Here is a 20,293-nt window from a genome sequence, read left to right as displayed (position 1 = left end):
CAACGTTCGCCCCGTCGCGACGCCCGGCACGCCCTCTCGCCGCACCGGCCGAAAGCCCAAGTACGTCCAGTACGAGGGCTTCCGGCCGACACGCCGAGAGCACGCACCGGACGCCGCTCCCTGACGGGCAAACGTTGCCTGTCGGGGCGCTAGCCGCCGACGTGTGGACGGAGTTCGTGGTGCCGCGCGGCGCCGAGGCCGTCTGGACGTACGCCGACGGCCTGACCGCCGGCCACCCGGCCGTCACCCGGCACCGCCACGGCGAGGGCACCGCCTGGTACGTCTCCACCCGCCTCGGCGCCGAGGGCCTGGACGCGCTGCTCGGCTGCGCCATCGAGGACGCGCGGGTCGCGCCGCGCGCCGACCTGCCCCGCGACGTCGAGGTGGTGCGCCGCGCCGGCGCCTCGGGCACCTTCCTGTTCGCCGTCAACCACACCGCCACCGACGCCAAGGTGCCGCTGGACGCCCCCGGCACCGAGCTGCTGACGGGCGAACGCGCCGCGGGCCGCCTGGCGGTCCCGGCCGGAGCCGTACGGGTCGTCCGGCTCGACGGCTGAGCCTTGATACGCCCCTCCGCCCGTGCGAGCCACGCGAGCCGCGGGCACTGGCCGGCTTCCAGACCACCATCGACGACGCGGCCACCCGCTACGGCAAGCCGGTGTTCGTCACGGAGACGGCCTACCCGTTCCGGCTGGACAGCGAGGACTCGCTCACCAACATCATCGACACCAGCGGTGAGCTGGTCTCCGGCTACCCGGCGAGCGTGGCCGGGCAGACCAAGTGGATGAACGACATCGCCAGCATCGTGGAGGCCGTCCCGAACGGCCGCGGCCTCGGCGTCTTCTACTGGGAGGCCACCTGGACCGCGGTGGGCGGCAACGGCTGGGACCCGACCGACGCCGCCTCCGGCAACGGCTGGGAGAACCAGGCGCTGTTCGGCTACGACGATCGCGCCCTGTCCTCGATGTCGTGGTTCAGCCACCGCTGAGCCCGCGTCCCTGACGTGCGGGCCCGGCCGCGATTCTGCGGCCGGGCCCGCACCCGTGTCCGGCCCGAACTGCTTTGTACCGTAGGGAAGTTCGTTGCCGGCCAAGGGCGATGAGTGCCGGAGGTGCCCGTGTCGACTGCGCGACAGTGGGAAGGGGCGTGAGAGAGAAGGAGCCCGCGAGGGAGGTGGACGAGATGCTGAGGACTCCCGTCGACGAGACGCGGCTGCGGATCCTGGCATGGCTGAAGGAGCCCGGCCCCGCCGAGCACGGAGCCACCGTCGGCATGGTGGCCGAGCATTTCGCCCTGCGGCTCCCGGTCGCCGAGACCCATCTCCGTCTCCTCGCGGCCGTCGGCCTGCTGCGCACCAGCACCCACGCGGGCCGCGTCCGCTACCGGCGCGACGAGATGCGGATCGCCGAGGTGGCGCGCCTGTTCGAAAAGGGCTGGTAGCCGCCACTGGGCTGGTAGCCGCCCGGCACGCCACGCCCCGAGGTGACCGGCGTCCCCCTCCGGCGTTACCCTGTTTCCGGCCGCGATCACCTCTCGCGGCGCGGCGGTGGGGCCCGCCGTACCCGAACCGCGGCACAGGTGCCGCCAACGGTCCCTACTTGCGATGGAGCGCGCCCACGTATCCGGGCCCCGGCGAGTAGGAGACGTACGACCATGACAGCCCCCGAAGCACAGACCCTGCGTGCCCCGGCCGCTGCCGCGCGCCGGCCGGCCTGGCGGGCCCAGGCACCCGTCGTCGCGGTGCTGGCGCTCGGCGGGGGAGCGGGCGCGGCGGCCCGGTACGCGGCCTCCCTGTGGTGGCCCGTGCAGACCGGCGGATTCCCCTGGACGACCCTGTGGATCAACGTCGTCGGCTGCGCCGTGATCGGCGTGTTCATGGTGGTCATCACCGACGTGTGGGCCGCCCACCGCCTGGTGCGGCCGTTCTTCGGCACCGGCGTCCTCGGCGGCTTCACCACCTTCTCGACGTTCGCCGTCGACATCCAGAAGCTGGTCGACGGCGGCCACCCGGGCACCGGACTGGCCTACCTCGCCGCGACCCCGCTCGCGGCGCTCACCGCGGTGTGGCTCGCGGCCACGGCCACCCGCCGCATCCTGCAGCGGAGGCAGCCATGACGAGGCTGACCGGCAGCGCCCTGCGCCTGACCGTGTTCGTCGGCGAGAACGACACCTTCCGCCACCGGCCCCTCTACTCGGAGATCGTGCACCGCGCCCACACGGGCGGGCTCGCGGGCGCCAGCGTCTTCCGAGGCGTCGAGGGCTTCGGCGCCTCCTCCCTGATCCACACCTCGCGGCTGCTGTCCCTGAGCGAGGACCTCCCGGTCGCCGTCGTCATCGTCGACACCGAGGAGCGCGTACGGGCCTTCCTGCCGCAGCTCGACGAACTGGTCACCGAAGGACTCGTCACCCTCGACGCGTGCGAGGTCATCCGGTACGTCGGCCGGGAGGGCGACGGCGCCACCACGGACACGAAGGGTAAGAAGTCGTTGTGAACTGGCTGCTCGTCGTCGGGGGCGCGATGGTCGGCGCCCCGCTGCGCTACCTCACCGACCGGGCGGTGCAGTCCCGGCACGACTCGGTCTTCCCTTGGGGCACCTTCACGGTCAACGTCACTGGCTGCCTCATCCTCGGCCTGCTGGCCGGCGCCGCAGCTGCGGGCGCCGCGAGCTCTCACCTGCAACTGCTGCTCGGCACCGGCCTGTGCGGGGCGCTGACGACGTACTCGACCTTCTCCTACGAGACGCTGCGGCTGACTGAGACCGGCGCCCGGTGCTACGCCGCCCTCAACGTTCTTGCGAGCGTGGCGGCAGGGCTGGCGGCGGCCTTCGCGGGCGTGGGGCTGGCCAGGGGGATCTGGGCTTAGGAACGCTCTTGCCCGGGGGGAGTAGGAAGGTCCCCTCCGTAGCCCCCTTGAGCAGAACTGGATCCCATGAGCGTCATCAGCGTCGGTCAGGCCGTCGTCCTCGGAGCCGTCGAGGGGGTGACCGAGTTCCTGCCCGTCTCCTCGACCGGCCATCTGAAGATCACCGAGGGGCTCATGGGCATACCCGTCGAGGACAACGCGGTCGTCGGGTTCTCGGCCGTGATCCAGGTCGGCGCGATCGCTGCCGTGCTCGTGTACTTCTTCAAGGACATCGTGCGGATCGTCTCCGCGTGGCTGCGCGGGCTGGCCCGCAAGGAGGAGCGCCACCACCACGACTACAAGTTCGCCTGGTGGGTGATCGCCGCGACCGTCCCGATCGTCGTCGTGGGCCTGGCCGCCAAGCCGCTCATCGAAGGGCCGCTCGCCTCGCTGTGGGTGGTCGCGGGCTCGCTGATCGTCGGCAGCGGCGTGATGTGGACCGCCGACCAGATGGGCCGGCACAAGCGCGGCGAGGACGACACCTCCTTCAAGGACGCCATGCTGGTCGGCAGCTCCCAGATCCTGGCCCTGCTCTTCCCCGGCTTCTCCCGCTCCGGCGCCACCATGTCCACCGCGCTGATCCTCGACCTGGACCGGTTGGCCGCCACCCGGCTCTCGTTCTTCCTGGGTATCCCCGCCCTGACCGGCGCCGGCCTGTACGAACTCAAGGACGCTCTGGGGACCGGCGTAGGCGCGGTCCCGCTCGCTGCCGGCACGGTCGTCTCCTTCGTCGTCGCCTACGCCTCCATCGCCTGGCTGCTGAGGTTCGTCACCAAGCACTCCTTCAACGCCTTCGTGGTCTACCGGATCATCGTCGGCGTGCTGCTGTTGGGCCTGCTCGCCACCGGTTCTCTCAGCAGCTGACCGGACGGTGCTGTAGGGGGCGGCAAGCGGGTTCATGTCTGCCGCCCCTGAACCACATCTTTTACGCCGCTTGACAGCCGCGTCCCGCCACCCGCAGGATCACCCCGTGAACCTGTCAGACAGCCAGACAGGTGGCCCGGTACCGAGGCGCGTCAGCGCCATGGAAGCGGTGCTCGGCCACCTCCGCGGCGCCATCGAGCGCGGCGAGTACGCGATCGGCGCCAAGCTCCCCTCCGAGGCGGAGATGTGCCGCACCCTGGAGGTCTCCCGGCCCGTGCTGCGCGAGGCCCTGCGGGCCCTGCAGACCATGGGGCTGACCGTCTCCAGGACCGGCAAGGGCACCTTCGTCGTCGCCAACGCCGTCGAGGACCCCACCTTCGGCGACTACGCGGCCAGCGACCTGCTGGAGGTGCGCCGCCACGTCGAGATTCCGGTCGCCGGCTACGCGGCCCGGCGCCGCACCCCGGAGAACCTCGACCACCTGGCCCACCTGCTGGACCGGATGGAGCGGGAGACGGACACCACCGCGTGGGTCGCGATGGACACCCTCTTCCACCTCGCCGTGGCCGAGGCCGCCCAGAACCCGGTCTTCCGCCGGGTCATCGAGGAGATCCGGGACGCGCTGGCCCGCCAGTCCGCCTTCCTCAATGAACTGGGCGGCCGCCGTGAGCAGTCCAACCGGGAGCACCGGGCCATCGTCGAGGCACTGCTCGACGGTTCACCGCACGACGCGGAAGAGGCCGTGGCCCACCACATCGACCGCGTCGAGACCACCCTCACCGACATCGTGCGCCCCGCGCGCACGGACACCCCCACGGAAGGCAGCCCCGAGGCGTGAGCGAGCAACACCTCACCGAAGAGACGCGCCCATCGGCCGGTCACGTCGACGCCGGAGACGCGGGCTACAGCAAGTCCCTGAAGTCCCGGCACGTCAACATGATCGCCATCTTCTGGCGGAAGACCCAGAAGGGCGAGCTGACCCGTCCCGGCTACCGGCTGCCGGGCTCCCCCTGGACCGAGATCGTGACGCTGGCGTTCCTCGCCTCCGTCCTGGTCCTCATGTACGCCGACGGCGGCCCCGGACGCACCACCGTGCTGTGCCTGCCGCTGATCGTCGCCGCACTGGTCGCCGGATGGTTCGCCATCCGCGGCGGTATCGCCGACAAGTCCACCACCGGAGCCGGCGCGTGACCCCTGCGTCGGCCCACGACCCCGAGGCAGAGATGTACAGCACCTCCCTCGCGGACGCACCCCTGGTCCGTGAACCCCTGCACACCCCCGTCGCCCACCTCATACGCGGCGGGGTGGTGGAGGGCATCCACTACGGCTCCGTCGTCGTCCTCGGCGCTGACGGCGAGGTCCAGCTCCAGCTCGGCGACATCGAGGCCGCGTTCCATCCGCGCTCGGCACTCAAGCCCCTCCAGGCCGCCGCCATGGCGCGGGCCGGGCTTCCGCTCGACGGGGACCTGCTGTCGCTGAGCGCGGCCAGCCACTCCGGCGAGGAACGCCACCTCGCCGGCAGCCGGCGCATCCTCGGACTCGCCGGCCTCACCGAGGACCACCTGCGCAACGTCCCGGACCTGCCGTTCGACCCGGTCGTCCGGGACGCCTGGGTGCGGGAGGGCCGCCTGCCCTCCCGCCTCGCCCAGAACTGCTCCGGCAAACACGCGGCCATGCTCTACGCGTGCGTGCTCAACGGCTGGTCCCTCGACGACTACCTCGACCCCGCGCACCCCCTCCAGCAGGCCATCGCCGAGATCGTCGAGGACCTCACCGGGCAGCGCATCGCCGCCGTGACCGTCGACGGCTGCGGTGCCCCCCTGTTCTCGATCTCCCTGCACGGCCTGGCCCGCGCCGCCGCCCGCATCACCACCGCAGCGCCCGGCACCCCGGAAGCGCGCGTCGCCGACGCCATGCGCGAGCACTCCGAGATGTCCTCCGGCTCCGGGCGGGACGTCGCCACACTGATGCGGGCCGTGCCGGGGCTGCTCGCCAAGGACGGCTTCGAGGGCGTCCAGGTGGCCGCGCTGCCCGACGGCCGGGCCGTCGCCGTGAAGATCGCCGACGGTGCGAATCGGGCGCGTTTGCCGGTCGCTGCCGCGGCGCTTGCGTGGGCCGGGGTCGATCCGGAGGTGCTCGGCGAGTTTCAGGGCGAGGCGCTTCTTGGTGGTGGCCGGGCGGTCGGGCATGTGCGGCCCGTTCGATCGCTGGAGCCGGTTGTGGTTTCGGCTTGCGCCTGAGGAGGTGCCGGATTCCTCGCCATCGGCCGCGGTATGGCCGAACTCGTCCTGGAGAAAGGCCTGTTGCCCGCCCCGAAGCTGGCCGGCCTGCTGCGGCCCGAGGCGGCCGCGGGCAGCCGGGCCCTCGCCTGACGTCGCGTACGACCTGCGAATGCGTGCCCGGACCGACCCGGAGGGACAATGTGATCATGGCAGCCTCCCCTTCGTCCATGACCTTCCAGCCGGTCCTGGAGCGCATCGCCGAGGAGATCGAGCGGACCCCCGGCCGCGGTCGGCCCGCCGACTACATCCCGGCGCTCGCCGCCTGCGACCCGCGCCGCTTCGGCATGGCCGTCGCCGAGCCGGACGGCACGGTGTACGGCGCGGGGACTGGCGGCAGCCGTTCTCGGCGCAGTCCCTCACCAAGGTCTCCCTCGCCCTGGACCTCGCCCGCGAGGGCGACGCCCTGTGGGAGCACGTGGGCCGCGAGCCCTCCGGCAATCCCTTCAACTCCCTTGTGCAGTTGGAGCACGAGGACGGCATCCCCCGCAACCCGTTCATCAACGCGGGCGCCCTCGTCGTCACCGACCGCCTGCACACCCGTACCGGAGACGCGGCGGGCACCCTGCTGGAGTTCCTCCGCGCCGAGAGCGGCAACCCGGCTCTCACCTTCGACAAGGAGGTCGCCGCCTCCGAGACCGCGCACGGCGACCGCAACGCCGCCCTCGCCCACTTCATGGCGTCCTACGGCAACATCGCGGGCCCGGTGCCGGTCCTGCTCGACCAGTACTTCCGCCAGTGCTCGGTCGGCGCGTCCTGCGCCGACCTCGCCCTCGCCGCCACGTTCCTCGCCCGGCACGGCATCCGCGCCGACGGCACCCGGCTGCTCACCCGCAGCCAGGCCAAGCAGATCAACGCGATCATGCTGATTCGAACGAGCTCAGGCTGGTGTCGTAGTCGGAGGCGCCGATCTCGAACATCGGCGTCATCCAGTGGTAGAAGTTGTCGCCCCGCTCCCGGAGCAGCTCGTAGAGACGCCGCATCAGGCTGCGGCGTACCGGGGCCAGCTCAGGGTGCGCGTACCGGTTGATCAGTTCGTGCGGGTCGGCGGCCAGGTCGTAGAGCTCGTTGACCGACTCCGGGTTGACGACCAGCTTGTAGCGGTCGTCGCGGAGCATGCGCTGCGGGTACGGGAAGTGGTGGCCGTGGAACTCGGCCAGCAACTCGCCGGGCCACTTTGGGTGTTCACCACGCACCAGCGGCAGCAGGCTGCGGCTGTCCGTCGCGGGTGCGGTGTCGCAGCCGGCCAGGTCGAGGATGGTCGCCGTGCAGTCGGTGAGTGTGACGAACTCCCGCCGCGCCTGCGGGCGTTCGCCGGGCACGCGGACGATCCCGGGGATGCGGTAGATATCCTCGTACATCGCCGGGCCCTTGTCGTGCAGCCGGTGGGCGCCGGTGAACTCGCCGTGGTCCGCGGTGAAGAAGACCGCGGTGTCGTCGGTGAGCCCGAGCTCGTCGAGCCGCGTGAGGACACGGCCGAGTTGCTCGTCGATGAGGGTGACGTAACCCCAGTAGACGGCGACCAGCTTGCGGGTGACCTCGATCGGCAGCGTGTCGAAGGTCCAGTGCGCGCTGTAGTTGCGCTGCACCGGCGGCTTGCCCTCGAAGGTCTCCGCGATCGACACCGGCAGCTCGACCGACTCGGGGTCGTAGCGGTCGTAGTACGCGTCCGGCAGCAGGTACGGCAGGTGCGGGCCGAAGAAGTGCGTGGCCAGGAAGAAGGGCCGGCCGTCCGCGGCGTACCTGTCCAGCTGCTCGATCGTGCGCGTCGCTAGGTAGTGCTCGAAGGTCGCCTCCACCGGCTGCTGGAGGCGGGCCGCCAGCAGGTTGCCCGGGTTGCCGTTGGGCGTGGTGCCGCGCACCGGGTCGGTGATCCGGTACGGGGGCAGGCCCCGCTCCTCCAAGTAGGCGAGGTAGTCCGGGTGGTCGACGGGGTTGTGCCAGCCCGGCAGGTCGGGCCCCTCGAAGCCGTACGATCCGGCGGTGCGCTGGGTGCCGACGTGCCACTTGCCGATCAGGCCCAGGCGGTAGTCCCGTTCGGCCAGTGCGGCCGGGAAGGTGAACGCGTCCTCGCGCAGGTCCTCCGAGTAGCCCACGTTCCGCTCGTAGTTGGCGAGCAGCCGGTGGCGGAACGGGGCCTGGCCGGTGAGCAGGCTGGCCCGGGCCGGGGTGCAGATGGCGGTGGGGGTGTAGAAGCGGTCGAAGCGGGTGCCGGTCGCCGCGAGCCGGTCCAGGTTCGGGGTGGCGACGTGCGGGTTGCCGTAGCAGCCCAGCGTGTCGACGCGATGCTGATCGGTCATCAGGAACAGGACGTTCACGCGACGGCCGCCTTCGTGTGGAGCGCGCCCTCGGCGACCGCCCGGACGGCGACACCGGCGACCAGGTTGAGCATGAGTGCGGGAACTGCCCTCCTGTCGCGGGGCGCGGATCTCGCGGTCCGCTTCTCGGGTGCGGTGATCACGGCCATGGCTGCCTCGGGGGTCTGTGTGGCGGGCGCTGGGTGTCCTTCAGGGGGTCGGTGGCGGGGTAGTCGGTGAGCAGGGGGGACCTGTGCAGGACCAGGGCGATGGCGCCGAGCGCGCCGCCCGTCTCGCCGAGGGTCGCGCGGCGCAGGTCGACGCGGTGGCGGGAGAGCGGCATGAGGTGCGCGGTCAGTGCCTGTTCGACCGGCCCCAGGAGGGCCGCGCCCGCCTCGGCGAGTTCGCCGCCGAGCACGACGACGCCGGGCCCGATGGCGTTGCACACGGCGGCGAGCACGGTGCCGACGTGCCTGCCGACAGCGTCCAGTACGCCGGCGGCGGCCGGGTCGGCGAGGAGCGCGGGCAGGTCGTCCGCCCGGCCGTACGTGTCGAGGACGGCGCCGACGGAGGCCACCGTCTCCAGGCACCCCCGCTTGCCGCAGGAACACCGGCGTCCGTCCGGCTCGACGGTGATGTGCCCGATCTCGCCGGACAGCCCGCCGGCACCCCGGTGCAGCGCACCGCCGACCACCAGACCTCCGCCGACGCCGTGCGACAGCCGCAGATACACCACGTCCTGGTCGCCCGCCGCGGCATCCCAGGTCGCCTCGGCGAGAGCGGCGAGCCGCGCGTTGTTGTCGACGAGCACGGGGACGCCGAAGCGTTTGCGCAGCAGGAGGGCGAGGTCGGTACGGGAGCCTTCGGCGCCGTCGGCCGGCGCGGGGCCGGCGTTTCCCGGTCGGCCGGCGCCCTCACGCGCGTCGGCCCCTGCGGCGTTCTCGCTGTCGTCGCCAGCCTCCATGTCGCCCACCGGACCCACCACGCCCACACCGACGCCGCTCAGGGCGCCGAGCCGTAGCGTGCCCCCGGCCAGGGAATCGATCAGCCGCTCGGCGAGATCGACGCGGTCGTCCCAGGGCAGGTCGGCGTCGTGCGGCTCGGTGGCCGAACCGATCAGCTCGTGCGCGACGTTGACCGCGGCCACGTGCACCGCGCGGCGGGCGAAGTCGAGGCCGATCACCTGCCCCGCTCCGGGGTGCAGGGTCAGCGTCTCGACCGGCCGACCCCGCCTGCGCTCGGCGGGCGCGGGCGTCGACGTCACGACGGCACCGTTGTCCAGGAGCGCGGTGACGATGTCGTACAGCGTGGTCCGGGACAGCTCGCTGCGCCTGCCCAACTCGGCCCGGCTGAGCGGACCGTGCCTGCGCAGCAGTTCCAGGACGAGCTCCTCGTGGCCCCGGCGCAGACGCGCCAGTGGGCCGCCCTCACGCGGTGACATGAGGGACAGCATGGAGACGGTCACCTATTTTCGTCAACAGGTCGGAGAAAATCCGTCCGGAGCTGAACGTCTTGGCCGGGAAGCGGCCTGCCAGATGCTCGATCCGGAAGGGCGACAGGACGGCCTCCCGCACGGCCCCTTCCCCGTCCCCTGGGGACCCCCTCGGCGTCCTCGGTGCCCATCGCTCGACGAGCCCCGCCGTACCGCCCCGCGACGGCGCGCAACAGCCCCGGCTTCGCCCCGGCCGCCTCCGCCGACGTCGCCATGCGGCCCACCTGTCCGCGCCCGACTGGCCGGAGATCCACACGTCCGTAACACGCAGGCCGCTGCCCAGAGGCCGGCACGTCAACTTCCGGCCATCCGGCGTTGCCACGCTGCCCGAGTGTTGGCCATGGCTTTCCCCGTCGATCTCCGCCGCTGCCAGATACTCGGTCTGGCCGGCACCACCGCCCTCGCCCTGGGCGGTGAGACGGCCGGAGCCCTGCCCGTGCGGGAGCTGATCGCCCCGGCCTCCGCCCGCGCCGCCCTCGGCCTGGTCGGCGTGTACTTCGGCGTCGTCCTGCTGATCGCGGCCTGGGCCCTGCTCGGACGGCTGATACGCGGCCCCGAACCGCCCACGCCCCGCACCCTGCTGCTGGTCCTCGCCGTCTGGTCGGCCCCGCTGCTGCTCGCGCCGCCGCTGTTCAGCCGGGACGTGTACAGCTACCTCGCGCAGGGCGCCATGGTCGACGCGCACCTGGACGTGTACGCGCACGGCCCGTCCCGGCTCGGCGGCCCGCTCGCCGACGAGGTCGCCCCCCTCTGGCAGCACACCACAGCCCCGTACGGCCCGGTGTTCCTCGCTCTCGCCTCCGCCCTGTCCGGCCTGACCCGCGGCGAACTCCCCGCCGGGCTGCTCGGGATGCGGCTCGTGGCGCTGGCCGGCGTGGCGCTGATGGCGGCCGCGCTGCCCCGGCTGGCCCGGCACAGCGGCGCGGACCCGGCCGCCGCGCTGTGGCTGGGCGCCCTCAACCCGCTGGTGCTGCTACACCTGGTCGCGGGAGCCCACAACGACGCGGTCATGCTGGGACTGCTCGGCGCCGGCCTGGTCGCCGCGCTCGGCCGGTGGCCGGTTCTCGGCGCCGTACTCGTCACCCTCGCCGCCCTGGTCAAGGCCCCGGCCGTGCTCGGACTGGCCGCGGTCGTCGTCCTCCAGGTGCGCGCGGGCCGCCGCCCGGTGCCGGCCGTGGCGACGACCGCCCTCGCGGCGGCGGCCACGACGATCGCCGCGACGGCCGCCGCCGGGACCGGCTACGGCTGGATCGGCGCCCTCAACACCCCCGTGTCCCCGCACAACTGGGCCCTCACCAGCCTCCTCGGCCGCGCCACCGGCGCCGTACTGGAGCACCTGGGCAGCGACCTCGCGCCCCTGGCCGTCCCCGCCTGGCGCACCCTGGGCGTTGCGGCGGCCGTCGTCGCCATCCTGCTCATCTGGCTGCGGCTGCGCCCGCGCCCGGTGTACGCGCTCGGCCTGAGCCTCGCGGCCGTCGCCGCCCTCGGCCCGGCGATCCGCCCCTGGTACGCCCTGTGGGGCCTGTTCCTCATCGCCGCCGCCGCGCCCAGCACTTCCGTACGGCACCGGACGGCGGCTCTGACCGGGGTGCTCGCTTTGTCCGTGCTGCCCAGCGGCAGCCCCGCGGACACCGGGCAGCTGCTGCTGGCCGCCTCCGGCGGCGCGCTCGCCGCGGTCGTCCTGTGGCAGGCCCACCAGGCGGAACTGGCACCGGCAGCCGGGCGGACCGCATGAGAGGGCCCGCCACGGACCGCGGACGCCTGCTGCTGGTGCTCGTGCTGGCCGCCGCCGTGACCGTGTTCACCGCGACGGTCCCCCTGCTGCGGGGCTGGTTCGACCTGCGCGTCTATCACGGCGCCGTCGACAGCTGGATCCACCACGGCGGCCGCCTCTACGACTACCAAGTGCCGGGTACGGCGTACGGCTTCACCTATCCGCCGTTCGCCGCCGTCGCCATGCTCCCGATGGCCCTGCTCGGCCTGCGCGCCGCGATCGCCGTCGCCCTGCTGCTCAACCTCGCGGCCCTGGCCGTCGTCCTGCGCATCCTGACCGGCCGGGACTGGCGCCGCCACGGCTGGTACGGCTGCGCCCTGGCCGCCTGCCTGCTCGCCCTGTTCGAACCGCTGCGCGACACCTTCAGCTTCGGCCAGGTCAACGTCCTGCTGCTGGCCCTGGTCCTCACCGACGCCTGGCTGCTCGCGACCGGGCGGACCCGCTGGGCGGGTATCGGGGTCGGGCTCGCGGCGGCCGTCAAGCTCACGCCTGCGCTGTTCATCGGCCTGCTGCTGCTCGCCCGGCGCTGGCGTGCCGCGGCCGTGGCGACGGCCGTCGCCTTCGGAGCCACCGCCCTGGCGGCGTGCGTGGCCCCGGACGCGTCGTGGTTCTACTGGACCGACGCGCTGTGGGACACCACCCGGGTGGGCCGACTCGACTACGTCTCCAACCAGTCGGTGCAGGGCATCCTGGCCCGGCTGGGCGAACCGGACCACACGGTCTGGGCGACGGCGGTGCTGCTGGTCCTCGCCGTGTGGGCGGTACGGGCAAGCAGGGCGGCCGCCGCCGGGGAATGGACGGCCGCGTTCGCCCTCACCGGGCTCGCCGCGTGCCTCGTCAGCCCGGTCACCTGGGTGCACCACCTGGTGTGGGTGCTGCCGTCCTTCGCCGTGCTGGTCCGCGCCGGGTACCCGCGCGTCGCGGGCGCCCTGTACGCGCTGATGTGCACCAGCGTGGTGTGGCTGTGGTTCGACGACGCCTCCGGCATCGACGGGTTCGTCGGCAGCAACACCTACGCGTGGATCACGCTCGGCCTGCTGCTGTGGCTGCCCACGGGTCAACTCTCCCCGGAACGGACGACCTTGACCCGCAGCACTCTCAGCACCAGCGCCACGAACCCCGCGCCCAGCCCGCCGGCGCCCGTGATCGCCCCGGCCTCCGCCCATCCCGGCCTGTCGTCCGGCGGCGACGCCCGCACCACGGGCACCGCCTCCGGAGCGGGCCGCGGCCCGACTCGCAGCGCGTCCAGCGACCCCACCGGATCCACCCGCCCGCCCGCGGCGAAACCCCAGTCGAGCAGCGACCGAGCCTCCTCGTAGACGGTGAGCCCGCCGCCCGCCCGGGGGTTCATCACCGTCACGACCAGCGTGCGCCCGCCGCGGCGGGCGGCGGCCACGAGCGTGTGCCCCGCGCGGCTGGTGTAGCCGTTCTTGATGCCGATCAGCCCCCGGTACGGCCGCACGCCGTCGGCACCGGTCAGCAGCCGGTTGGTGTTCCGGATCGGGTACGACCAGCCGCGCGCGCCCGGGAAGCGGGCCTCGGCCGTGCCGCAGTACCGGGCGAACTCCTCGTTGCGCAGCCCGTCGCGGCCGAACACCGCCAGGTCGTACGCCGACGACACCTGGCCCGGCATGTCGTAGCCGTCCGGTGACCGCACCCGCGTGTCGTGGGCGCCGAGCGCGCGGGCCTTGGCCTGCATCCGGGCGACCGTGGCGCGCCGGCCGCCGGTCAACTCGGCCAGCACGCGCACGGCGTCGTTGCCCGAGTTGAGGAAGACCCCGCGCCACAGGTCGGCGACCCGGTAGGTGCGTTCCTCGGCGACCCCGACCAGGCTGCTGCCCGGGCCGATGCCGTCCAGCTCCTCCTCGCGGACCGTGTGCCGGATGCCGGCCGGCAGGGCCGGCAGCACCGTCAGCGCGAACAGCGTCTTCAGCGTGCTGGCGGGCGGCAGCCTGCGGTGCGCGCGGTACGCGGCCAGCACCTCGCCGGTGCGGGCGTCGGCCACCAGCCAGGACCGCGCGGAGACGTCCGGGACCTCGGGCGCCCCGGCACGCGGCCGGACCTGTGTGCCGTGGCGGTACAGCAGGGAGGGCGGCGGCAGCGCCGCCCGGGAACCGTCCGGCGGTCCGGGGTCTGCCCCGGAGCGGGGCGTCGCCGCTGCGGGTGCGAGCGCCAGCAGACCCACCGTGCAGAGTGCACAGGCCGACACGACAGCCCGAGAAGTAAAACTGATAGTCATACCGCAAACGTAGGAATGCATTCGCCGAACAGCGCCCCGGCCGGGCCGAACGACCCGCGCGAGCACCCGGATGCCGCACTGCCGTACCGGACGGACCGTCAGCCGGCGGGCAGCGTCGGCTGGACCAGCCGCAGGAACGCCGCGTTGTCCGGCGTCTGGCGCATCCGCTCCAGGAGCGTCTCCAGACCGCCCTGCCCGTCCCGGTCCCGCAGCACCCGCCTGAGGCCGCGTACGGCGGTCAACTCGGCCTGGGGCAGCAGGAGTTCCTCGCGACGGGTGCCGGAGGGGGTGATGTCGACGGCCGGGAACACGCGGCGCGAGGCCGGATCGCGGCTCAGCCGCAGCTCCATGTTGCCGGTGCCCTTCAGCTCCTCGAAGTAGAAGTCGTCGGCGCGGGAGCCGGTCTCCACCAGGGCGGTGGCGAGGATGGTGAGCGAGCCGCCCTCCTCGGCCTGGCGGGCGGCGCCGAAGAACCGCTTCGGTCCGAGCAGCGCGGCCGCGTCGACGCCGCCGCTGAGGGTGCGGCCACCGGACGCGGCCGCGTTGTTGTGCGCCCGGCACAGCCGGGTCAGCGAGTCGAGCAGGATCACGACGTCCTCGCCGGCCTCGACCAGCCGCCTGGCCCGCTCGATCACCAGCTCGGCCAGCGCGATGTGCTGCTTGGCCGCCCGGTCGAAGGTCGAGGCGTACACCTCGCCCCGCACCGAGCGCCGCATGTCGGTGACCTCCTCGGGGCGCTCGTCGAGCAGTACGACCATGAGCCGGCACGCGGGGTGGTTGCCGGCGACGGCGGCGGCGATCTGCTGGAGGAGGACGGTCTTGCCGGTCTTCGGCGGGGCCACGAGCAGCCCGCGCTGGCCCTTGCCGACCGGCGCGATCAGGTCGACGACCCGCCCGGCCAGACCGGCCGCCGGGTGTTCGAGCCGCAGCCGCTCGTGCGGGTGCAGCGGTGTCAGGTCCCGGAAGTGGCGGCGTACGCGCAGCTCCTCGGGAGGGCGGCCGTTGACCGTGGCGACCTCGGTCAGGCCGCGCCGGTCGCCGTGGACACCCTCGACGAGGTCACCCTTGCGCAATCCGTACCGGCGGATCACGGCGGGGGAGACAGCCGGGTCGGCCGACGACGGCAGGAGGCTGTCGGCCCGCAGGTGGCCCTTCCCGCCCGCGTCGATGTCGAGGACACCCAGGGCGACCCGGGCAGGGGCCTGCTGGACGGGAGGGTGTTCGAGTGTGGTGGTCATGATGGTGTGTCCTTTCGCGGACGGAAGGCATGAGGCATGCGGAGGGAAGGGAGGTCAGAAGCCGCACGGGGGAGGGGCGCACAGCGCGCCTCCGGGCGGCGGGAACAGCACCTCGGGTACGGCACAAGAGCCCTGTTCACGAGGTGGTGCTGAGAAGCTGATGTGCTGGTCGAAAGCCGACGTCCGATCAGCTGACAGAGAGAGAACTGGCACCGGCGCCCCGGATGGGGGCGTGCACGAGTGCTACTCGAACTGTACCACTCACGGTGTTCAGCGGACGGCCAACAGGCCGTAGAGAAGCGGGATCCGCGGCCCGGGCAGCCGCCACCAGCCGGATTCCGTGCGCTGCGCCGCGCGGGCCGTACGGCGCAGGCGGCCGAGGCGTACGAGCGGGCGCTGAAGCTGGTCGAGAACGACGCCGAGCGGCGATTTCTGACCGGGGGGCGCCGCATGCAGCCCTGCGCCGCGCACGACGGCGGGCGACGGGCCGGACGTCTGGCTGGCGGGCCACCGTCTGGGAGGCTGACGATGACCGCTGGTCTGCGTGGTTGCGCCGCCGGCCCTGCCTCACCCGCATGGCCGGGGTAGCCTTCGAGGAGGAGAACCTCCGCTGGTGCGAGCGCCTCCTCACCGTCCTCGAACCGCGCGCTCCCGTAGGGTGACCCGATGTTCAGCCCCGAAGGACCCAGTCTGCGCGAACTCGCCGTCCAGGCGCTGTCGTCCGTCGAGCGCGGCTACGACCTGCTCGCGCCCAAGTTCGACCACACCCCCTTCCGTACGCCCGACTCGGTGCTCGACGCCGTGGCCTCGGCGCTGGAGCGGATGGGCCCCTTCGGTGCCGGGCTCGATCTGTGCTGCGGCACGGGTGCCGGGGTCGACGTGCTGGCCAGGGTGTGCCGGGACCGGGTCACCGGCGTCGACTTCAGCGCGGGGATGCTCGCCGTCGCCCGGGAGCGCACACGGCCGGCGGGGCCGGCCGTCGACTGGGTCCGCGCGGACGCGCGTGCCCTGCCGTTCGCCCCGGCCTACGACCTGGTCGTCAGCTTCGGGGCGTTCGGGCACTTCCTGCCGCGCGAACTGCCGGGCCTCTTCGCCCAGGTCCACTCCGTGCTGCGGCCGGCCGGCCGCTTCGCCTTCCCCCTCGTCGCCCCGCCCCGGCCCACCAGCCCCGTCTACTGGATGCTGGCGGGCTTCGACGCGGTGATGCGGGTGCGCAACGCGGTGTGGCGGCCGCAGTTCGTCATGTACTACCGGGCCTTCCGGCTCGGCGACGTACGACGGGAACTGGTCCGGGCCGGGTTCCGCGTGGACCTGCACGCCCTGCCCGAGTTCGGCCGACGCGCCGACGGCAGCCCGCGCGTCCGGCTGGTCGTGGCCGGGAAGACGGCCTGACGGCACGGGTTGGCCATCGCACGCCAGGCCAGGGTCCTCCCGGGGCCTCCAGGGCGAGGCGCCCCCGGAAGTTCTCCGCGAACGCCGCGCGTACCGCCGCGAACCGCGGGTCGCAGTGACCGTGAACCCGCGCCCCGCGCGGACACCAGAACATGCCGACTGGTCGGATTGGACGGAAGGCTTCCGGCACGAACCCGGTCGGGCTCAGGCGTACGAGCGCATCCAGCGCACCTTGGCCGCCTCCTGGTAGGGGCCGCCGCCCTCGTGGTCGTTGAAGTCGTACACCTCGATCGCCTTCTCGTGGTGCGCCCAGGCGTTGAAGGCCGCGAAGACCGTCGAGGGCGGGCAGGTCTGGTCCTCCAGAGCCGCCGAGAACAGTGCCGGGGCCCGGCCGCGCGCGGCGAAGTGCACGCCGTCGAAGTAGGAGAGTGTGCGCAGGGCGTCCTCGGTGCGGCCGCGGTGCGTCTTGAGGTACAGGCCGATCTCCCGGTACGGGTGGCGGTCCGTGAGCGTGGCCGCGCGCGGGAAGTCGCACAGGAACGGCACGTCCGGTGCGATCGCCGCGAGGTCCGGCACCAGGCCGCCCACGGCGATCGTGATGCCGCCGCCCTGGCTGCCGCCGAGGGCCACCGTGCGCGCCGGGTCGGTCAGCGGGTGCGAGCGGGCCGCCTCCACGGCACGTACGCCGTCCGTGAACACCCGGCGGTAGTAGTAGTTCTCGGGCGCGTCGATGCCCCGGGTCATGAAGCCGGGATACGCGGGCGCGCCGCCCACGGGATCCGGGGTGCCGCCACCGCCGCCCCAGCCGCTGCCCTGGCCGCGGGTGTCCATGATGAAGTGCGCGCGACCGGTCGACGCCCACAGCAGGTGTTCGTGCGGCAGCCCGCGCCCGCCGCCGTAGCCGATGAACTCCATGACCAACGGCAGCGGGCCGTCCGCCCCGGCGGGCAGGCTGAACCAGCCCTTGACCGGGTGACCGCCGAACCCGGCGAACGTCACGTCGAACACCTCGACCGTGCTGAGGCCCGTGTCGACCGGTTCGAAGCGGGCGTCCAGGTCGTGCTCGCGGGCCTCTTCGAGCGTCTTGGACCAGAACGCGTCGAAGTCCTCGGGCTCGGCAGACTTGCTGCGGTACTCGCGGAGTTCGTCGAGCGGAAGGTCGAACAGGGCCATGTGGGACCGCCTTGGTGAGAAGACAGCGCGGGTGATCACACCGTACGTGGGTGATCGGATGACTCGCCAGGCCTTTGGCGCACTCCGCTGCGCCGGTCACACGCGCTCGCGAAGCGACGATCTGCTGGTCAAGAGGGCTGAATCGGCCATCGGTGGGGGTGGGCGGGGATGGCTGGCGGATTTTCGTTGGCGTGCGGAGGTCGGATCATCGGCAGGGTTGCGGACGTGTGCGGTTGCCGGCGGGGGTTGAGTAAGCGTGCAGTCACCGGTGCGGTGGCGTGAGCGTGCGGTCGTCGGCGGGTTCCGCGCGGCGTGCTGCTCACGCCCCGCGATGCGTCCACTCCGGCTCCGTGCGGGCCCACTCGCGCTCCCACTCGGCCAGCCGGTGGTGCAGTGCGACCCGGCGTACGGCCCGGTGCCCGATGAGCACCAGCGCCGCCACGCCGCCTGCGGCAAAGGCGCCCAGGGTGACGGAGTGCTGCCAGACCTCGGGGCCGCTCACCGGCGGCGGCACGCTGCGCCCGCGGGAGTCGAACCACAGGTCCACCACGTCGCCCTGCCGGGCGCCCGCCGGGACCCGTGCCGTCGCGGTGCGCCGGCCCTCGCCCGGCTCGGTCCAGTGGACCGTCGCCTGGCGGGCCCGGTCGTCGTTCGCCTGCGCCGACGGCAGCCGGACGCTGGTCGTACGGACCACCTCGGCACGGACGCGATGCCGTTCGGCGCGCTGTTCCGTCGCGATCGCCCGCGCCTCGCCATGCGCCCACCAGGCCGCGACCGCCCCCGCCAGGGGCGCGCCCACGCACAGCAGGGCGGCGACGGCCAGCACCGTCCACGCCTCGACGACATCCGACCGGCGCCGCAACGGACTGCGCCGCCAGCGCCAGCCGCGTACCCGGGTCCGCATGTCACCTCCTCGCCGTCACCCCGGCCGGAGGGCCCGCCAGACAGGGCAACGGGTGCCGGTGCCCACAGAGATCTGGTACCCCGTCGGGCGGACATCGCGCACCGCGGGCCCCTCCCGGACCTCAGGAGTGCCCGGCCGCACCGCGACGAAACCCGGTTCAGCCGAAGCGCTCGATCCGGATCCGGTCCACGGGCTGGCCGGCCCCCACGAGCAGCCGGGAGGCGTGCTCGGCGAAGGCGTTCGAACCGCACACATAGGCCTCCCACCCGCCGGGCGGCGCCTCGGCCAGCAGCGGTGCCACGTGCGCGGCCGTCATACGGCCGCCGGGCACCCCGTCCGGCGCCCGGCGCGTGAACACCGGCGTCGTCTCCGCGCCGAACTCGCGCGCGTAGATCAGCTCCTCGGGGCAGCGCGCCGACACCAGCAGCCGCAGCGGCACCGACAGCCCGCGCGCCCGGTGGTACCGCACCATCGACATCAGCGGCACGACCCCGGAACCCGCGCCGACGAGCAGCGCGGGCCGGTCGCCGGGCCAGGCGAAGAAGCCGCTGACCGGGCCGCGCACCTCGACCCGGTCACCGGGCCGGGCGACCGTGTGGAACCAGCCGGAGACCTCACCGCCGTCGACATGGTCGAGGGTGAGCTCGATGTGCCCGGAGTCGTCGGGTGCGGAGGCGATCGAGTAGTGGCGCTGGGCCGTGCAGCCGTCCTCGGCGGTCAGCCGCAGCATCAGGTGCTGGCCGGGCACGTGTCCCGGCCAGCCGGCTACCGCCAACCGGTAGGTGGCGGCGCGCGGGGTTTCGCGGCGGATCTCGGTGAGCGTTGCGGTCTGCCACACCGAGGCGGCCGGCGCGCTCACGGCGATGCGCCCGGGCACGGCGAACCGCGTCGGGGGAGTGAAGGTCTCAGTCACCGGAGTACCGCTGCTCCTCCCACGGGTTGCCCCGCTCGTGATAGCCGTTCTGCTCCCAGAACCCCGGTTCGTCGTGGTCGAGGATCTTCAGGCCCGCGACCCACTTGGCGCTCTTCCAGAAGTACAGGTGCGGTACCAGCAGCCGCGCCGGACCCCCGTGCTCGGGCGGCAGCGGCTGCCCGTCGAGCTCCCAGGCGATCCAGGCGCGCCCGCCGGTCAGGTCGGCGAGCGGGAGGTTCGTGGTGTACCCGGTGTGGGAGTAGGCCACGGCGTGGGTGGCGGACGGCAGCGGGCGCACCCTCCCCAGGAAGGCGTCCAGGGACACGCCGCCGAACCGCGTCCCGAACTTCGACCAGCTCGTCACGCAGTGGATGGCGCCCTCGTACACCGACTCGGGCAGTGCGTGCGCCTGCTCCCAGTCCCAGGTGCGCGGCGCTGCCACCAGGCCGTCCACGCGGAACGTCCAGTCGGCGGGTGCGAGGTCGGGGGTGACCTCGGCGGACAGCACGGGCCAGTCGTCGCCGGCGTCGTACTGGCCGGGCGGCAGACCCGGGTCGGCCACGCGCGGGCGCCCGGTGAAGCCTCGAGTGATGTTCATGCGGGGTGGAGCCTTTCGAGCCGGACCGACGGCGCCCGCCGACCGGCGTGATCAGTGGTCATACGTGATCAGTGATGACGTACTCCACCGTACGTGCCGCACCTTGCCGGCCCCTCCCCGGTCCGGGAATCACCCCAGCCCGCCGTACTGGGCCTCGTCGGCCTGTGCGGGGTGCTGAAGGATCCCGGCGAGGTTGCGGCGCTGTGGCCGGTGGCGGCCCGCGGGTGA

20 protein-coding genes and 5 pseudogenes are annotated in these 20,293 nt (G+C 73.2%); 15 read left to right on the top strand and 10 right to left on the bottom strand.

The genetic code is table 11. From position 1 onward, the window contains the following. Positions 1 to 131: 131 nt before the first annotated feature. The 11 genes and pseudogenes from H8R17_RS24100 to H8R17_RS24050 all read left to right on the top strand — a co-directional run. Positions 132 to 557: pseudogene (locus H8R17_RS24100) on the top strand (beta-galactosidase trimerization domain-containing protein); the annotation flags it as partial. Between the two features lie 47 nt (positions 558 to 604). After that, positions 605 to 988: pseudogene (locus H8R17_RS24095) on the top strand (glycosyl hydrolase 53 family protein); the annotation flags it as partial. A gap of 194 nt (positions 989 to 1,182) precedes the next feature. Beyond that, the gene (locus tag H8R17_RS24090) at positions 1,183 to 1,440 is read left to right on the top strand and encodes a helix-turn-helix transcriptional regulator (RefSeq protein WP_187825299.1); all 258 of its coding nucleotides are present in this window, start codon (positions 1,183 to 1,185) and stop codon (positions 1,438 to 1,440) included. 213 nt (positions 1,441 to 1,653) lie between these two features. Next, positions 1,654 to 2,115 carry a CrcB family protein gene (locus tag H8R17_RS24085; protein ID WP_187825293.1) on the top strand — a complete coding sequence of 154 codons (462 nt, stop codon included), beginning with the start codon at positions 1,654 to 1,656 and terminating at the stop codon, positions 2,113 to 2,115. Then, a complete protein-coding gene (locus H8R17_RS24080; protein ID WP_187825292.1) occupies positions 2,112 to 2,492 on the top strand; it encodes a DUF190 domain-containing protein in 381 nt (126 codons plus the stop codon). Before H8R17_RS24085 ends, H8R17_RS24080 begins: the two co-directional genes overlap by 4 nt. Then, positions 2,489 to 2,863, top strand: a complete 375-nt coding sequence (gene crcB, locus H8R17_RS24075; RefSeq protein ID WP_187825291.1) for a fluoride efflux transporter CrcB — start codon at positions 2,489 to 2,491, stop codon at positions 2,861 to 2,863. Before H8R17_RS24080 ends, crcB begins: the two co-directional genes overlap by 4 nt. 66 nt (positions 2,864 to 2,929) lie before the next feature. Beyond that, a complete protein-coding gene (locus H8R17_RS24070; protein ID WP_187825290.1) occupies positions 2,930 to 3,766 on the top strand; it encodes an undecaprenyl-diphosphate phosphatase in 837 nt (278 codons plus the stop codon). A 160-nt stretch (positions 3,767 to 3,926) separates the two neighbouring features. After that, positions 3,927 to 4,604 (top strand): FadR/GntR family transcriptional regulator, encoded by a 678-nt coding sequence (locus tag H8R17_RS24065; RefSeq protein WP_187825298.1) that lies wholly within the window; start codon positions 3,927 to 3,929, stop codon positions 4,602 to 4,604. A gap of 107 nt (positions 4,605 to 4,711) precedes the next feature. Then, positions 4,712 to 4,957, top strand: a pseudogene (locus H8R17_RS24060) (L-asparagine permease); the annotation flags it as partial. A gap of 32 nt (positions 4,958 to 4,989) precedes the next feature. Next, positions 4,990 to 6,006 (top strand): asparaginase, encoded by a 1,017-nt coding sequence (locus H8R17_RS24055; protein WP_187825297.1) that lies wholly within the window; start codon positions 4,990 to 4,992, stop codon positions 6,004 to 6,006. Positions 6,007 to 6,194: 188 nt separating this feature from the next. After that, positions 6,195 to 6,913 (top strand): annotated as a pseudogene (locus H8R17_RS24050) (glutaminase); the annotation flags it as partial. Here the strand turns inward: H8R17_RS24050 and H8R17_RS24045 are convergent. Genes H8R17_RS24045 through H8R17_RS24035 form a run of 3 tightly spaced genes read right to left on the bottom strand, consistent with a single transcriptional unit; the run spans position 6,906 to position 9,795 of the window. Further along, entirely contained in the window at positions 6,906 to 8,363 is a 1,458-nt protein-coding gene (locus H8R17_RS24045) for a sulfatase-like hydrolase/transferase (protein ID WP_187825289.1), read from the bottom strand. The pseudogene H8R17_RS24050 and the gene H8R17_RS24045 overlap by 8 nt on opposite strands. Continuing rightward, positions 8,360 to 8,506: a hypothetical protein gene (locus H8R17_RS24040; RefSeq protein WP_223125402.1), complete on the bottom strand. Its 147-nt coding sequence runs from the start codon at positions 8,504 to 8,506 to the stop codon at positions 8,360 to 8,362. The genes H8R17_RS24045 and H8R17_RS24040 overlap by 4 nt, the downstream gene beginning before the upstream one ends. After that, on the bottom strand, positions 8,503 to 9,795 hold the full coding sequence (locus H8R17_RS24035; protein WP_187825287.1) for an ROK family protein: 1,293 nt from the start codon (positions 9,793 to 9,795) through the stop codon (positions 8,503 to 8,505). Before H8R17_RS24035 ends, H8R17_RS24040 begins: the two co-directional genes overlap by 4 nt. Before the next feature lie 379 nt (positions 9,796 to 10,174). On the opposite strand from H8R17_RS24035, the gene mptB reads away from it, so the two are divergent. Together mptB and H8R17_RS48790 are read left to right on the top strand one after the other, a co-directional pair. After that, positions 10,175 to 11,569 carry a polyprenol phosphomannose-dependent alpha 1,6 mannosyltransferase MptB gene (gene mptB / locus H8R17_RS24030; RefSeq protein WP_187825286.1) on the top strand — a complete coding sequence of 465 codons (1,395 nt, stop codon included), beginning with the start codon at positions 10,175 to 10,177 and terminating at the stop codon, positions 11,567 to 11,569. Further along, on the top strand, positions 11,566 to 12,927 hold the full coding sequence (locus H8R17_RS48790) for a glycosyltransferase 87 family protein (RefSeq protein WP_316959513.1): 1,362 nt from the start codon (positions 11,566 to 11,568) through the stop codon (positions 12,925 to 12,927). Before mptB ends, H8R17_RS48790 begins: the two co-directional genes overlap by 4 nt. 35 nt (positions 12,928 to 12,962) lie before the next feature. Here the strand turns inward: H8R17_RS48790 and H8R17_RS24025 are convergent. The 3 genes and pseudogenes from H8R17_RS24025 to H8R17_RS24015 form a co-directional block, all read right to left on the bottom strand. Beyond that, positions 12,963 to 13,847, bottom strand: a pseudogene (locus tag H8R17_RS24025) (D-alanyl-D-alanine carboxypeptidase family protein); the annotation flags it as partial. A gap of 98 nt (positions 13,848 to 13,945) precedes the next feature. Next, positions 13,946 to 15,085, bottom strand: a complete 1,140-nt coding sequence (gene rho, locus H8R17_RS24020) for a transcription termination factor Rho (protein ID WP_187825284.1) — start codon at positions 15,083 to 15,085, stop codon at positions 13,946 to 13,948. Between the two features lie 270 nt (positions 15,086 to 15,355). Further along, the gene (locus tag H8R17_RS24015) at positions 15,356 to 15,556 is read right to left on the bottom strand and encodes a hypothetical protein (protein ID WP_187825300.1); all 201 of its coding nucleotides are present in this window, start codon (positions 15,554 to 15,556) and stop codon (positions 15,356 to 15,358) included. A 195-nt stretch (positions 15,557 to 15,751) separates the two neighbouring features. Here H8R17_RS24015 and H8R17_RS24010 point away from each other — a divergent pair, with 195 nt between their 5' ends. Next, the gene (locus H8R17_RS24010) at positions 15,752 to 16,477 is read left to right on the top strand and encodes a class I SAM-dependent methyltransferase (RefSeq protein ID WP_187825283.1); all 726 of its coding nucleotides are present in this window, start codon (positions 15,752 to 15,754) and stop codon (positions 16,475 to 16,477) included. 204 nt (positions 16,478 to 16,681) lie between these two features. Here H8R17_RS24010 and H8R17_RS24005 read toward each other — a convergent pair whose 3' ends face one another. The 4 genes from H8R17_RS24005 to H8R17_RS23990 form a co-directional block, all read right to left on the bottom strand. Next, positions 16,682 to 17,650, bottom strand: coding sequence for an acetylxylan esterase (locus H8R17_RS24005; protein ID WP_187825282.1), 969 nt, complete (start codon positions 17,648 to 17,650; stop codon positions 16,682 to 16,684). A 319-nt stretch (positions 17,651 to 17,969) separates the two neighbouring features. Then, positions 17,970 to 18,554 carry a hypothetical protein gene (locus H8R17_RS24000; RefSeq protein WP_187825281.1) on the bottom strand — a complete coding sequence of 195 codons (585 nt, stop codon included), beginning with the start codon at positions 18,552 to 18,554 and terminating at the stop codon, positions 17,970 to 17,972. Between the two features lie 157 nt (positions 18,555 to 18,711). After that, the gene (locus H8R17_RS23995; RefSeq protein ID WP_187825280.1) at positions 18,712 to 19,467 is read right to left on the bottom strand and encodes a ferredoxin reductase; all 756 of its coding nucleotides are present in this window, start codon (positions 19,465 to 19,467) and stop codon (positions 18,712 to 18,714) included. Continuing rightward, entirely contained in the window at positions 19,460 to 20,065 is a 606-nt protein-coding gene (locus tag H8R17_RS23990; protein WP_187825279.1) for a sulfite oxidase-like oxidoreductase, read from the bottom strand. The genes H8R17_RS23995 and H8R17_RS23990 overlap by 8 nt, the downstream gene beginning before the upstream one ends. Positions 20,066 to 20,158: 93 nt before the next feature. On the opposite strand from H8R17_RS23990, the gene H8R17_RS47265 reads away from it, so the two are divergent. Next, positions 20,159 to 20,293, top strand: coding sequence for a hypothetical protein (locus tag H8R17_RS47265; protein WP_262505458.1), 135 nt, complete (start codon positions 20,159 to 20,161; stop codon positions 20,291 to 20,293).

This window comes from Streptomyces sp. TRM68367 (assembly GCF_014495685.1).
Classification (GTDB): Bacteria; Actinomycetota; Actinomycetes; order Streptomycetales; family Streptomycetaceae; genus Streptomyces.
The sequence above is the reverse complement of the archived record's forward strand: the minus strand, read 5'-3'. Positions and strand labels throughout refer to the sequence as shown.